The organism is Pseudomonas sp. Sample_21, assembly GCF_004307525.1.
Classification (GTDB): Bacteria; Pseudomonadota; Gammaproteobacteria; order Pseudomonadales; family Pseudomonadaceae; genus Aquipseudomonas; species Aquipseudomonas atacamensis.
Map to the genome: position 1 here is coordinate 103,946 of NZ_RCNZ01000115.1, position 11,666 is coordinate 115,611.

General features: G+C 61.2%; 12 protein-coding genes and 1 pseudogene. 9 read left to right on the forward strand and 4 right to left on the reverse strand.

Annotated features, from left to right (window positions below; translation table 11 throughout):
• Positions 1 to 65: 65 nt before the first annotated feature.
• Positions 66 to 404, forward strand: a complete 339-nt coding sequence (locus D8U71_RS22435) for an FKBP-type peptidyl-prolyl cis-trans isomerase (protein WP_110600909.1) — start codon at positions 66 to 68, stop codon at positions 402 to 404.
• Between the two features lie 58 nt (positions 405 to 462).
• On the opposite strand, the gene D8U71_RS22440 is transcribed toward D8U71_RS22435, so the two are convergent.
• On the reverse strand, positions 463 to 798 hold the full coding sequence (locus tag D8U71_RS22440; protein WP_130888709.1) for a hypothetical protein: 336 nt from the start codon (positions 796 to 798) through the stop codon (positions 463 to 465).
• A 151-nt stretch (positions 799 to 949) separates the two neighbouring features.
• Positions 950 to 1,906 carry a transcriptional regulator FtrA gene (gene ftrA, locus D8U71_RS22445; RefSeq protein ID WP_130888710.1) on the reverse strand — a complete coding sequence of 319 codons (957 nt, stop codon included), beginning with the start codon at positions 1,904 to 1,906 and terminating at the stop codon, positions 950 to 952.
• A 101-nt stretch (positions 1,907 to 2,007) separates the two neighbouring features.
• Here ftrA and D8U71_RS22450 point away from each other — a divergent pair, with 101 nt between their 5' ends.
• The 4 genes from D8U71_RS22450 to D8U71_RS22470 all read left to right on the forward strand — a co-directional run bounded on the left by D8U71_RS22450 (position 2,008) and on the right by D8U71_RS22470 (position 5,725).
• Positions 2,008 to 2,436, forward strand: a complete 429-nt coding sequence (locus D8U71_RS22450; protein WP_130888711.1) for a rhodanese-like domain-containing protein — start codon at positions 2,008 to 2,010, stop codon at positions 2,434 to 2,436.
• Positions 2,437 to 2,740: 304 nt separating this feature from the next.
• Complete coding sequence (locus D8U71_RS22455; protein ID WP_024013359.1) at positions 2,741 to 3,520, forward strand: ABC transporter substrate-binding protein; 780 nt, start codon at positions 2,741 to 2,743, stop codon at positions 3,518 to 3,520.
• A 194-nt stretch (positions 3,521 to 3,714) separates the two neighbouring features.
• Positions 3,715 to 4,827 carry a succinylglutamate desuccinylase/aspartoacylase family protein gene (locus tag D8U71_RS22460; RefSeq protein WP_073471250.1) on the forward strand — a complete coding sequence of 371 codons (1,113 nt, stop codon included), beginning with the start codon at positions 3,715 to 3,717 and terminating at the stop codon, positions 4,825 to 4,827.
• A 181-nt stretch (positions 4,828 to 5,008) separates the two neighbouring features.
• Positions 5,009 to 5,725, forward strand: coding sequence for a dienelactone hydrolase family protein (locus D8U71_RS22470; RefSeq protein ID WP_130888713.1), 717 nt, complete (start codon positions 5,009 to 5,011; stop codon positions 5,723 to 5,725).
• Here the strand turns inward: D8U71_RS22470 and D8U71_RS22475 are convergent.
• Together D8U71_RS22475 and D8U71_RS22480 are read right to left on the reverse strand one after the other, a co-directional pair.
• Positions 5,715 to 6,272, reverse strand: coding sequence for a hypothetical protein (locus D8U71_RS22475; protein ID WP_024013356.1), 558 nt, complete (start codon positions 6,270 to 6,272; stop codon positions 5,715 to 5,717). The two genes, D8U71_RS22470 and D8U71_RS22475, sit on opposite strands and share 11 nt — an antisense overlap.
• A gap of 84 nt (positions 6,273 to 6,356) precedes the next feature.
• Positions 6,357 to 7,130, reverse strand: coding sequence for a hypothetical protein (locus D8U71_RS22480; protein WP_130888714.1), 774 nt, complete (start codon positions 7,128 to 7,130; stop codon positions 6,357 to 6,359).
• A gap of 146 nt (positions 7,131 to 7,276) precedes the next feature.
• On the opposite strand from D8U71_RS22480, the gene D8U71_RS22485 reads away from it, so the two are divergent.
• The 4 genes and pseudogenes from D8U71_RS22485 to D8U71_RS22500 all read left to right on the forward strand — a co-directional run.
• Positions 7,277 to 7,813: a chalcone isomerase family protein gene (locus D8U71_RS22485; RefSeq protein ID WP_041476996.1), complete on the forward strand. Its 537-nt coding sequence runs from the start codon at positions 7,277 to 7,279 to the stop codon at positions 7,811 to 7,813.
• Positions 7,814 to 7,944: 131 nt separating this feature from the next.
• Positions 7,945 to 9,213 carry an Nramp family divalent metal transporter gene (locus D8U71_RS22490; RefSeq protein WP_241664251.1) on the forward strand — a complete coding sequence of 423 codons (1,269 nt, stop codon included), beginning with the start codon at positions 7,945 to 7,947 and terminating at the stop codon, positions 9,211 to 9,213.
• Between the two features lie 166 nt (positions 9,214 to 9,379).
• Complete coding sequence (locus D8U71_RS22495; RefSeq protein ID WP_024013352.1) at positions 9,380 to 10,600, forward strand: putative DNA modification/repair radical SAM protein; 1,221 nt, start codon at positions 9,380 to 9,382, stop codon at positions 10,598 to 10,600.
• Positions 10,597 to 11,415: pseudogene (locus D8U71_RS22500) on the forward strand (TIGR03915 family putative DNA repair protein); the annotation flags it as partial. The gene D8U71_RS22495 and the pseudogene D8U71_RS22500, both read left to right, overlap by 4 nt.
• Between the last annotated feature and the right edge of the window lie 251 nt (positions 11,416 to 11,666).

Below are 11,666 nucleotides of genomic sequence, written 5' to 3' on the forward strand. Positions count from 1 at the left end.
TGGATTGCCATCGACGCCGGATTCTGCGAAAAACGCCGCCTGCGAACATCTCAAGAGCCAACGACATGACAGACGAACTGCAAATCATCGACCTGCAACCGGGCGACGGCAAAGCCGCGGTGAAAGGCGCGCTGATCACCACCCAATACACCGGCTGGCTGGAAGACGGCACTGAATTCGACTCGTCCTGGAGCCGGGGCAAACCGTTTCAGTGCGTGATCGGCACTGGCCGCGTGATCAAAGGCTGGGATCAGGGGCTGATGGGCATGCAGGTCGGCGGCAAACGCAAATTGCTGGTACCGGCGCATCTGGGCTACGGCGAGCGGACCATGGGCAAGATCCCGCCGAATTCGAATCTGCTGTTTGAGATTGAGTTGCTGGAGGTTTTGACGCGGGAGGATTGAGGTCTGACGTGCGTCTGGATGAAGCAACCCTCATCCAGACGCTTGCAACTTCGGATGCTCAGGTGAACATCTCTATATCGTCAATCGTGTCCTCAATGACGCCCTGCAACGAGGGCATCCGACGCTTTACGTTTTCGAGCGCCGGCAAAACGGTTTCGGTATTCAGTCTTCCATGTCGACGCGCGATATGGCCCAGGGCGGTGATGGCAGAGGCAGCGATCGCTTCGGTTTCGCTGGAGAGATACTTGGCGCAGATTTCCTCTGCCCAACTGCCATCGGGTTCATTCAAGCCAATGGAAATCAGTGCGCAAATGACATTCTCCTGAGCGCCGCTGGCCAGTAATCGTACGGATTCATCATGATCTATTGACGGGTTTTGGTAGGTGAGTTTCATTGGCGCAGCTGTGTCCTTTTTGGCTGTTAACGGATTGACGAGACGTGTGCCTGCCGCCCCTTCGCGAGCAGGCTCGCTCCCACAGAGTTGACGGCGTTTGCCAGTAAACTGCATGTCGACCAGCGCTGCATCAAGCCATCATCGCCTTACCCTACCGCCCAAACCGCTCCCGATAAACCGACGGCGGTACGCCCACCACGCTGCGAAACGCCACACGAAAACTCTCCACCGAGCGATAGCCGCAGCGCTGGGCGATCTGCTCGGTGTGTTGATGGGTGCTCTCGAGCAGCTCCCGCGCTCGCGCCAGGCGTTCATGTTGCAGCCAGGCCTTGGGCGTTTGCCCGCTGGCTTCGGTGAAACGCCGTAGAAAGGTGCGCTCGCTCATCGCCGCTTCACTGGCCAGATCGCGGACTTCCAGTGGTTCGTGCAGGCGTTCGCGGGCCCATTGCATGATGCGCGACAGGTCGCTGCGGGGTGTCGGGCTGACCGGGGTGGGGATGAATTGGGCCTGGCCGCCGGTGCGTTGTGGCGACATGACCAATCGCCGCGCGACGGCGTTGGCGACCTGCGTGCCGAAGTCGCGGGTTACCAGGTGCAGGCAGGCGTCGATGCCGGCGGCGCTGCCGGCGGAGGTGATCAGTTGACCGGCGTCGACGTAGAGCACGTCCGGATCGACCTCGATCGCCGGGAAGCGTTGCGCCAGTTCACCTGTGTAGCGCCAGTGCGTGGTGGCGCGGTGGCCGTCGAGCAGGCCGCTGGCGGCGAGCACGAACACGCCCGAGCAGATCGACACCAACCGCGCGCCTCGGTCATGGGCCTGACGCAACGCGTCGATCAGCGCAGGCGGTACCGGGGCGTTGCGGTCGCGCCAGCCCGGAATGACGATGGTGCGCGCTGCGGCGAGCAGTTCCAGGCCACCATCGGCCAGCACCTGAATCCCGCCCATGGCGCGCATCGGGCCTTGATCGACTGCCGCTATCGCGTGTTCGTACCAAGGGAAATCGAACTCTGGCCGGGCCAGGCCGAAGATCTCGACGGCAATGCCGAACTCGAATGTGCAGAGGCCGTCGTAGGCCAGAATGGCAACCAGATTGGGGTGAGTGGGCATTTGGCGGAAATCTCCCGGTCGGTGTCTTGCGCGCCACTGTAGCGGCAAGCGCCGTCTCGATAAAGTCTGTTCATCCCCCACAGACAAAGGAGCAACACAGCATGACCAGCCTGGTTCGCGAAATTCCCGCCGCCCCTTCGGCGATTGCCCTGATGCATTTCAGCAATCGTCTGACCTTCGAAACCGATTGTTCCGACGTGTTCAGTAGCCAAGAGGCCGGGGAGGTCGATTTTGTTCTGGTGGATGTGCGCGGCCCATTGGCGTTCGAGCGCGGCCATGTGCCCGGCGCGATCAATATCCCGACCCGCTTGCTCACGGCGGAGCGCTTGGCCGATTACCCGAAACACACTTTGTTCGTGGTCTATTGCGCCGGGCCGCATTGCAACGGCGCGAACAAGGCGGCGGTGAAGCTGGCGGCATTGGGCTATCCGGTCAAGGAGATGATCGGCGGTGTCACCGGATGGCTCGATGAGGGTTTCGAATTGAACGCGGTTTCAGCAGCCAACACCGCGATCAGCTGCGCCTGCTGACGCTTCGATCTCGCCGCCATGGGCCCTCCGCATCTCGTGTCGGGACATAGAGAGTCCCAAACAAAAAAACGCATATTTCTGACCTGAAAAGGGCAGTGTCCTACAGCCTTCGCACCACCACGGCGCACGCGTTGACCCTCGTCAATGCGTGCGCCGATGTTCTGTAAGTAATTGTCGCTTAAAAACAATTGCCTCCGTGCGCGCCGCCATAGACTGCCGGCCACGTCGGTTTTTGCCGTTAGAACGCCATGACCGAACGCTGACTCGAAAGCTGCCAATAAAAGCCTCCGCACGGGAGTAATAAATGAAAAAGCTAGTGATGTTCGGTGCCCTGGCACTGTCGATGTTGTCCCTGACCGCCGTGGCCGAAGACGCCAAGCCGATCCGCATCGGTATCGAAGCCGGGTACCCGCCATTCTCGATGAAAACCCCTGACGGCAAACTCACTGGTTTTGACGTGGACATCGGTGACGCACTGTGCGCGCAGATGAAGGTTAAATGCACGTGGGTCGAGCAAGAGTTCGATGGCCTGATCCCGGCGCTGAAAGTGAAGAAGATCGACGCGATCCTGTCGTCGATGACCATCACTGACGATCGCAAGAAAAACGTCGATTTCACCATCAAGTACTACCACACCCCGGCACGTTTCGTGATGAAGGAAGGCTCGGGCGTGAAAGACCCGCTGACCGAACTCAAAGGCAAGAAAGTCGGCGTGCTGCGCGCCAGTACTCACGACCGTTACGCGACCGAAGTGCTGGTTCCGGCCGGGATCGAACTGGTGCGCTACGGCTCGCAGCAGGAAGCCAACCTCGACATGGTGTCCGGGCGTATCGACGCTATGCTGGCCGACTCGGTCAACCTCAGCGACGGTTTCCTGAAAACCGACGCCGGCAAAGGCTTCGAATTCGTCGGTCCGACCTACGAAGACGCCAAGTACTTCGGCGGCGGCGCTGGCATTGCCGTGCGCAAGGGCGATACCGCACTGGCTGAGCAATTCAACAAAGCCATCACCGAAATCCGCGCCAATGGCGAGTACAAGAAAGTCCAGGACAAGTACTTCGACTTTGACGTATACGGCCATTAATACGCCGTGAAAAAAAAGTGGCCCCGTTTGCGCGGTGGCCACTTTTTTTATGTTCTTTTATTGATGGAAATTCTCTGTGGGAGCGAGCCTGCTCGCGAAAGCGGTCTGACATTCGTCATCGTCTGACCTGACGCATTCGCGAGCAGGCTCGCTCCCACAGGGATTTGCATAACCCAGCTATTAAGGAGTTTTCCATGCAACGCATCGACCACGTTCTGCCCTGGAGCCACTTGGGCAGCGAGCGCTCCCTCAGCGTTTTTCGCTACGGCGCCGGCAGCCGCAAGGTGTATATCCAGGCCAGCCTGCACGCCGATGAACTGCCGGGCATGCGCACCGCGTGGGAACTCAAGCTGCGCTTGAACGAACTGGAACGGCAGGGCCGTTTGCAGGGCGTTATCGAACTGGTGCCGGTGGCCAATCCGATCGGCCTGGATCAGCATTTGCAAGGCAATCACATGGGCCGCTTCGAGTTGGGCAGCGGCAAGAATTTCAACCGCGCATTCGTCGAACTCAGCGCCCCGGTCGCAGCGCTGGTGGGCGAGCGTCTGGGCGCGGATGCCGAGGCCAACGTCGCCCTGATCCGCCAGGCCATGGCTCAGGTCTTCGAAGAATTGCCGGCGCCGGCCTCGCAACTGGAAGCCTTGCACCGCTTGTTGCTGCGCCACGCCTGCGACGCCGACATCACCCTCGATCTGCATTGCGACTTCGACGCTGCGATTCACCTCTACGCGCTGCCGCAACACTGGCCGCAATGGCAATCGCTGGCGGCGCGGCTGAAGGCGGGTGTGGCATTGCTCTGCGAGGACTCCGGCGGCAGCTCGTTCGATGAGTCGTGCTCGACGCCGTGGCTGCGTCTGGCCAAAGCGTTCCCGAACGCGGCGATTCCGGCGGCGAATCTGGCGACGACGCTGGAGCTGGGCAGTATGGGCGACACCCGCGTCGATCAGGCTCAGGCCAATTGCGAAGCGATCCTCGGTTTTCTCGCCGAGCAGGGTTTCATCAGCGGCGAATGGCCGGCGGCGCCGAGCGAATGTTGTGAAGGTCTGCCGTTCGAAGGCACCGAATACCTGTTCGCCCCGCACCACGGCGTGGTCAGTTTCTTGCGCAATGCCGGCGAGTGGGTAGAGCAGGGCGATGCGCTGTTCGAGGTCGTTGACCCGTTGCAGGATCGCGTGACCACCGTGCGCGCCGGCACCAGCGGGGTGCTGTTCGCGATTGATCGCGGGCGCTATACCGAGCCGGGGATCTGGCAGGCGAAAGTGGCGGGGCGGGTGCCGTTTCGTACCGGCAAGCTGACGAACGACTGACAGGTTGCGGTGAAGGTGCGGGCCTCTTCGCGAGCAGGCTCGCTCCCACAGGGGGAACGCATTTTAACGGTGGGAGCGAGCCTGCTCGCGAAAGGGCCATCAGCCACTCCACAAAATTTGGATCCTCAGCCGAGAATGTTAGGCTCCCCGCGAACCCGACACTCTGTGAAGGAACGCTGCAATGCTCAAATTGTTCGCCCTGCTGACCCTGCTCGCATCCACCGCCGTCCACGCGCAAACCACCCTGCAATCCGACCTGCCGCTCAAATACCTCGAACAGGTCCACGCCGACGCTGAACCACGTCCGCTGGTGATCTTCCTGCACGGTTACGGCAGTAACGAGGCCGATCTGATCGGCATGAAATTTCAGCTGCCGGCGCAGTACAACTACCTGTCGGTGCGCGCACCGATGACGTTGGGTGAAGGACGTTTCCAGTGGTTTCGCAAGAAGGGTGAAGGCGCCTACAACGGCGAGACCGATGATCTGAAGGTCAGCGGCCAGAAGCTGCGCGACTTTATCGCCCAGGCGGCGAAGAAATATCACGCCGCGCCGGACAAGGTGTACCTGATCGGCTTCAGCCAGGGCGCGATGATGAGTTACGAAGTGGGCCTGCGCGCGCCAGCGGTCGTGGGCGGGTTTGCCGCGTTGAGCGGGCGCTTGTTGCCGGTGCTCAAAGCCGAACTCAAGCCCGGTCAAGCGTCACTGCCGCTGAGCATTTTCATCGGCCACGGCACCGCTGATGATCCGGTGCCTTACCGTCACGGCACCGAGGCCAACGCGCTATTGCACAAGCTCGATTACCAGCCCGAATTTCACGCGTATCCGGGCGTCGGCCACAGCATCAGTGCGGCCGAATTGCGCGATTTGAACGGCTGGTTGCAGCGGCTCAATCCTTGACGATGGCTTTGACCAAGGCATCGTGACCCTTCTTGTCACTGGCGCGGGAAATCACCTGCACCAGCGCCATCTTCGTCCCCGAGCCGGCCAGCAATGTGGTGTTCAGCGTCTGGCCACCGCCCTGGGTGGCGGTGCTGTCAACCTGACGCAGACCCAGGCCGGTACCTTTCTGGGTCAGGCTTTTCTCGCTGAGTTTATTGAAGTCCGGCAGGGCCTTGCGCTGATCGTCGATGAAACTCGACACGCTGCCGTCAAGAAACTCACCGTCGTTGTCCTTGACGTTCTGGCCTGCGGGGATCTGGTTTTCGGCGGCGATGACCACGGTCTTGGTGGTCTGGTTAGTGTACATCGTGCCCTTGGCCCCGCTCGGGCTGGTGGGCAGCGGGTCAGCGACAAAGCCTTTGGGCAGGACGAAGGCGAATTTGCCGTCGAGCAGCGTAACCTTCTCGGTTTTGACCTTTTCCTTGGCGGCGTGCGCGTTGATCGCGGCGAAACCGGCGACGGCCGCCAGCATCAGAACGACGGCTTTTTTGCTCAACAATGACATGTGAATCTCCGGTGAATGGTCGCGCAAGGCGGGCGATCATCCCACGGAGCGTGCCGGGCGTTCCAGCGCGATTCGTCCGGGCGGTTATTGCGCTTGCGCCTTGGCCACTGGCCGCGCCAGCAGACGCCGGGTCACCCCGAGCATCGCCACCGACACTGCCACGCCTACGACAAAACCGCTGAGGCCCATGCTCGGCAGCGTCAGGGCCGACACCAGGCAGAACGCCGAGAACGAATACATGCCGGTCGCCGTTGCGCGCAATAACGCAGCGGTAAACGCCGGGCCGCGAGTTTGTTGCGAGAACACTGCCATGACGCTGCCGAGCACCGGGAACACCGCGAGCAGGCCGCTCCAGCGTTCGCCGACGGTGCTGGCGAGCATCGTCACCACCAGCGTCAGCGCCGCACCGGCGATCATCCGCCAGATCAGTTTGTCCGACTTCGGTGCTGGCCCGTTCAATACTGGATGCACCTCAGGGAACAGATAAGGCGAAGCGAGCAGTGCCACCGCTGCCGCAATCACCGAGAACGGCAAGGACGCCGGGATCACCGACAACACCGCCGCCAGCGCGGCCCACACCGCCAGTGAAATGGTCAACGCCCACGGCCAGTTCGCCCGCTGCGCCACCTGCGCATAGGTGATGCAGAAAGCGATCATCGCGAACATTGCCGACAGCGCCGCGACCGCTGATTGCGCGGCAAACTGCGGCCCTTGTTCGATCGCCAGAAAGAACAGAATCGGCCCGACCACCACCGGCAATCCCGACAGCCACCCGGCCACGCTCGGCCCCCAGCGTTTGCCCGCCAGGGAAATCAGCAGGAGAAAACCGGGAATCAGCAGCAGTTTCAGGATCAGCACGCGGGTGTCTCCATCGGGTCAGGATGAGCCACGTTAGCACTGCCGATTAAAGATTGCTGCCTATGTTCGCAATTTTTGTATACAAAAATTCAGGCGCGAATCCGGCTATGCTTTGATCATCAGAATGCAGCGGAGACGATACGGCGATGAACAGAACACCCAAGCTCGTTCGTGGCTGTTGTGGCATCGGTTTATGGGCGCTGTTGCTCACACCGACATGGGCCAATTGGCAGGACGCAGTGCCGGGCGCGCAAATCATCGGCAGTGGCGATTTCAGCGTGTTCGGCTTCGATGTTTACAGCGCGCGCTTGTGGAGTGCCGCGCGGCCTCTGGCGGACGGCCAGCCGTTTGCCCTGGAGCTGATCTACCGGCGCAACATTTCGCGAGACGATCTGGTCAGCACCAGCGTCGATGAGATCAAACGCCTGGCCGGTCCTCGGGTCACTTCAGCGCAATTGGCCGGCTGGCAAAAGCAGATGCAGCAATCGTTTGTCGACGTTCAGGCCGGCACGCGGATTACCGGCGTGTATCTGCCGGGGCAGGGCGCGCGGTTTTTTGTCGGCCAGAAGCTCCAGCATGAGATTGAGGATCCACAGTTTGCCAAGGCGTTTTTCGATATCTGGCTGGATCCGCGAACACGCAGTCCCGAGTTGCGCGAGCAGTTGTTGGGGGTGAACCCATAGGATCAGCGATCTTTGCGCTTCAAGGCATCAGGCGAAACGACTAAGCTGCCGGGCTCCCGTTTTTGTTTCTGGATGTGTGCGTGAAATTCAGTTTGCCCAAAATCGCCACCGCGCCGTTTTGCCCGCCGGAAGTGGCCGGCAGTGTTGCGGTCGATCCGACTGCCTCGTTCTTCAAACGTGTGCTGCGTTTCGCCGGTCCCGGTTTGCTGGTGTCGATCGGCTACATGGACCCGGGCAACTGGGCGACCGCGATCGAGGCCGGTTCGCGTTTTGGCTACAGTCTTTTATTCGTCGTGTTGCTGGCGAGTCTGGCCGGCATGGTCGTGCAGTGCCTGTGTTCGCGGCTGGGCATCGCCACTGGTCGCGATCTGGCGCAGTTGTCCCGCGAGCGCTACAGCACGCGGACCGCGCGCCTGCAATGGCTGCTGGCGGAAATCTCGATCATCGCCACCGACCTCGCCGAAGTGCTTGGCTGCGCTCTCGCGTTTCACTTGCTGCTCGGTTGCTCGCTGACCTTCGGTATCGCTCTGACGGCGTTCGACACGCTGCTGGTGCTGGCCCTGCAGAACCGGGGCTTCCGCCGTCTCGAAGCGATCATGCTGGTGCTGGTCGCGACCATCGGCGTGTGTTTCTTCGTCGAATTGTTGTTGATCAAACCGTACTGGCCAGACGTGGCGCTGGGCTTCAAACCCTCGCTGTCCGCGATCAGCGATGCGGCGCCGCTGTATCTGGCCATCGGCATCCTCGGCGCCACAGTGATGCCGCATAACCTGTATCTGCACACATCGATCGTGCAAACACGGATGATCGGCAAGGACTTGGCGAGCAAGCGGGACGCGGTGAAACTGGCGCGCATCGACACCATCGGTTCGCTGGCCCTGGCGCTGCTGGTCAACGCGGCGATCCTGATTCTCGCAGCGGCGGCGTTTCACCAGTCCGGGCACACCGATGTGGTCGACATTCAGGACGCCTATCACCTGCTCGACCCACTGGTTGGCGGTGCGCTGGCCAGTGTGCTGTTCGGCGTGGCACTGCTCGCGTCGGGGCAAAGTTCGACCTTCACCGGGACCATCGCCGGGCAGGTGATCATGGAGGGCTATCTGAACCTGCGCATCCCGTGCTGGCAGCGGCGTTTGATCACCCGCGGGCTGGCGCTGATTCCGGCGTTCATCGGCGTATGGCTGCTCGGTGATGGCGCTATCGGCAAGCTGCTGGTGTTGAGCCAGGTAGTGCTCAGCCTGCAACTGCCGTTTGCCTTGTACCCGCTGATTCGCATGACCAACGACCGGCAGTTGATGGGGCCGTTCGTCAATCGCTGGCCCACGCGGGTGCTGGCCTGGGGGCTGTTTGTGTTGATCAGCGGGGCGAACAGTTGGTTGATATTGCAGTGGGCGGTTTGATCACTGTGTTGCGGTGACTGGCAGGGCCTCTTCGCGAGCAGGCTCGCTCCCACTGGTTGCGCGGGTGATGGCAATTCAGGTGATCAGCCGACGAGGGGTCATCCATCAACTTGTTTCGCGGCGGGCGAGCCTATACTGTATATGCACACAGTATAGAGCCCGCGCCATGCAAATCATCGACAAGCTCAGCATCCTCGCCGACGCCGCCAAGTACGACGCCTCCTGCGCCAGCAGTGGTGCGCCCAAGCGCAGCTCCGAGGGCAAGAGCGGGCTCGGTTCGACCGACGGCATGGGCATTTGCCACAGCTACACGCCGGACGGGCGCTGTGTGTCGTTGCTGAAAATCCTGCTGACCAACTTCTGTCTTTACGATTGCCAGTACTGCGTCAACCGCCGTTCCAGCGATGTGCCACGTGCGCGCTTCACCCCGGAAGAAGTCGTGACGCTGACCATGGATTTCTACCGCCGCAACTGCGTCAGCGGCCTGTTTCTCAGCTCCGGGATCATTCGCTCGGCGGACTACACCATGGAGCAACTGGTGCGCGTCGCCAAGTTGCTCCGCGAAGAGCACGAATTTCGCGGCTACATCCATTTGAAGACCATTCCGGAAGCCGATCCCGCTTTGATCGAAGAAGCCGGGCGCTATGCCGATCGCCTCAGCGTCAACATCGAACTGCCCACCGATGCCAGCCTGCAGACACTGGCGCCGGAGAAGGACATCACCTCGATCAAGCAAGCGATGAACACCATCTACACCGGCGTGCAGACGGTATTGAACGAACCGCGCTCGGCAAAATTCGCCCCGGCGGGGCAGAGCACGCAACTGATCGTCGGTGCCGATGACACCGACGACAGCACCATCCTCCACAGCGCTCAGTCCCTTTATGGCAACTTCCGTTTGCGCCGGGTCTATTACTCGGCATTCAGTCCGATCCCCGACAGCCCGAAAAGCGTACCGCTCGCCGCGCCACCGCTGATGCGTGAGCACCGTTTGTATCAGGCTGATTTCCTCCTGCGCAGCTACGGCTACAGCGCTGACGAATTGCTCAAAGGCCCGGGCAATCTGGCGCTCGATATTGACCCGAAGCTGGCTTGGGCGCTGGAAAATCGCGAAGTGTTCCCGCTCGACCTCAACCGTGCTGACGCGACGTTGATCGCACGCATCCCGGGCATCGGCTTGCGCACCACCGAGCGCCTGGTCGAGTTGCGCCGTCAGCGCCGCATCCGTTACGAAGACGTCGCGCGGATGCGCTGTGTGCTGGCCAAGGCCAAGCCGTTCATCATCACCAGCGATTACCACCCGCAGCAGGCGGAAGTCACCAGTCACATGCTCTACCAGCAATTGCGTGACCGGCCGATGCCGCAGCAGATGGGGTTGTGGGGATGATCAGTCTCGATTGTGACGATCTGTTCGATACCTGGCGCCAGCAGGCGCGCTGGTTGCTCAGCCATGAGATCGATCCAAGTCTGGTGAGCTGGGCGACGGAAGGCGTTGGCGATCTGTTTGCCAGTGATGATCACGTGCCCGAAGGGCAGGGGCCGTTTCAGGCGCGTATTCCCCGTACGCTGCTCGCCACCCTCGAACAAGCGGCGCGCTATCGCGGCGAACAGCGCTGGAGCCTGTTGTATGAAGTGCTCTGGCGCGTCAGTCACGGCGACCGCACGGCGATGATGGCCGGCGACAAACTCGGCAGCGAGTTGCAGCGGCGCATCAAGCAGGTCAGCCGCGAGGCCCATCATCTGCATGCATTCGTGCGTTTCATCGAGCGGCCGAAGGATCTGCCTGGTCCACAATACGTGGCGTGGCACGAACCGGCGCATGACATCCTGCACAGCGCCAGCGAGCACTTTATCGGTCGCATGGGCCAGCATCGCTGGTTGATCGCCACACCGCGCGATGGTGTGTACTACGACGGTGAGCAGTTGATTCACGAGCGGCAATGCCCGATTGAATGGCAGCAACTGGCACAGAACGTCGATGACCCCCACGGCGATTTGTGGTTGACCTACTACAGCCACATCTTCAACCCGGCACGGTTGAACCCGAAGGTCATGCAAGGGCATCTGCCGGTGCGGTTCTGGAAGAATCTGCCGGAGGGCGAGTTGATACCGGGATTGATCACCCAGGCGCGGATGGGCAAGCAGCAGAATGGGCAGGCGAGTGGGATTGCTGATCGACTTGGTAAACGGATTGCCTTGAAGAGCGAAAAGCCTACCCTCACCCCAGCCCTCTCCCGGAGGGAGAGGGAGCCGACCGAGGTGTTCTTGCGAACTCCATCGACCTGAATGGCCGAGGCGAACGCGATTTTTGAAAAGCGCACAAGTCGGCTCCCTTTCCCCCTCGCCCCCTTGGGGGCGGTCCGACGTTTCGGGAGGGCTGGGGTGAGGGGGTGACGTTCTTCAATACGACACCAGAGCCCAGCCCTACAAAAAAGCCCCCCACCAATCACTCG

Bases quoted from the DNA above. Each gene is read 5' to 3' on its own strand.
- D8U71_RS22435 (WP_110600909.1), top strand. From the start codon at position 66: ATGACAGACGAACTGCAAATCATCGACCTGCAACCGGGCGACGGCAAA.
- D8U71_RS22440 (WP_130888709.1), bottom strand. From the start codon at position 798: ATGAAACTCACCTACCAAAACCCGTCAATAGATCATGATGAATCCGTA.
- ftrA (WP_130888710.1), bottom strand. From the start codon at position 1,906: ATGCCCACTCACCCCAATCTGGTTGCCATTCTGGCCTACGACGGCCTC.
- D8U71_RS22450 (WP_130888711.1), top strand. From the start codon at position 2,008: ATGACCAGCCTGGTTCGCGAAATTCCCGCCGCCCCTTCGGCGATTGCC.
- D8U71_RS22455 (WP_024013359.1), top strand. From the start codon at position 2,741: ATGAAAAAGCTAGTGATGTTCGGTGCCCTGGCACTGTCGATGTTGTCC.
- D8U71_RS22460 (WP_073471250.1), top strand. From the start codon at position 3,715: ATGCAACGCATCGACCACGTTCTGCCCTGGAGCCACTTGGGCAGCGAG.
- D8U71_RS22470 (WP_130888713.1), top strand. From the start codon at position 5,009: ATGCTCAAATTGTTCGCCCTGCTGACCCTGCTCGCATCCACCGCCGTC.
- D8U71_RS22475 (WP_024013356.1), bottom strand. From the start codon at position 6,272: ATGTCATTGTTGAGCAAAAAAGCCGTCGTTCTGATGCTGGCGGCCGTC.
- D8U71_RS22485 (WP_041476996.1), top strand. From the start codon at position 7,277: ATGAACAGAACACCCAAGCTCGTTCGTGGCTGTTGTGGCATCGGTTTA.
- D8U71_RS22495 (WP_024013352.1), top strand. From the start codon at position 9,380: ATGCAAATCATCGACAAGCTCAGCATCCTCGCCGACGCCGCCAAGTAC.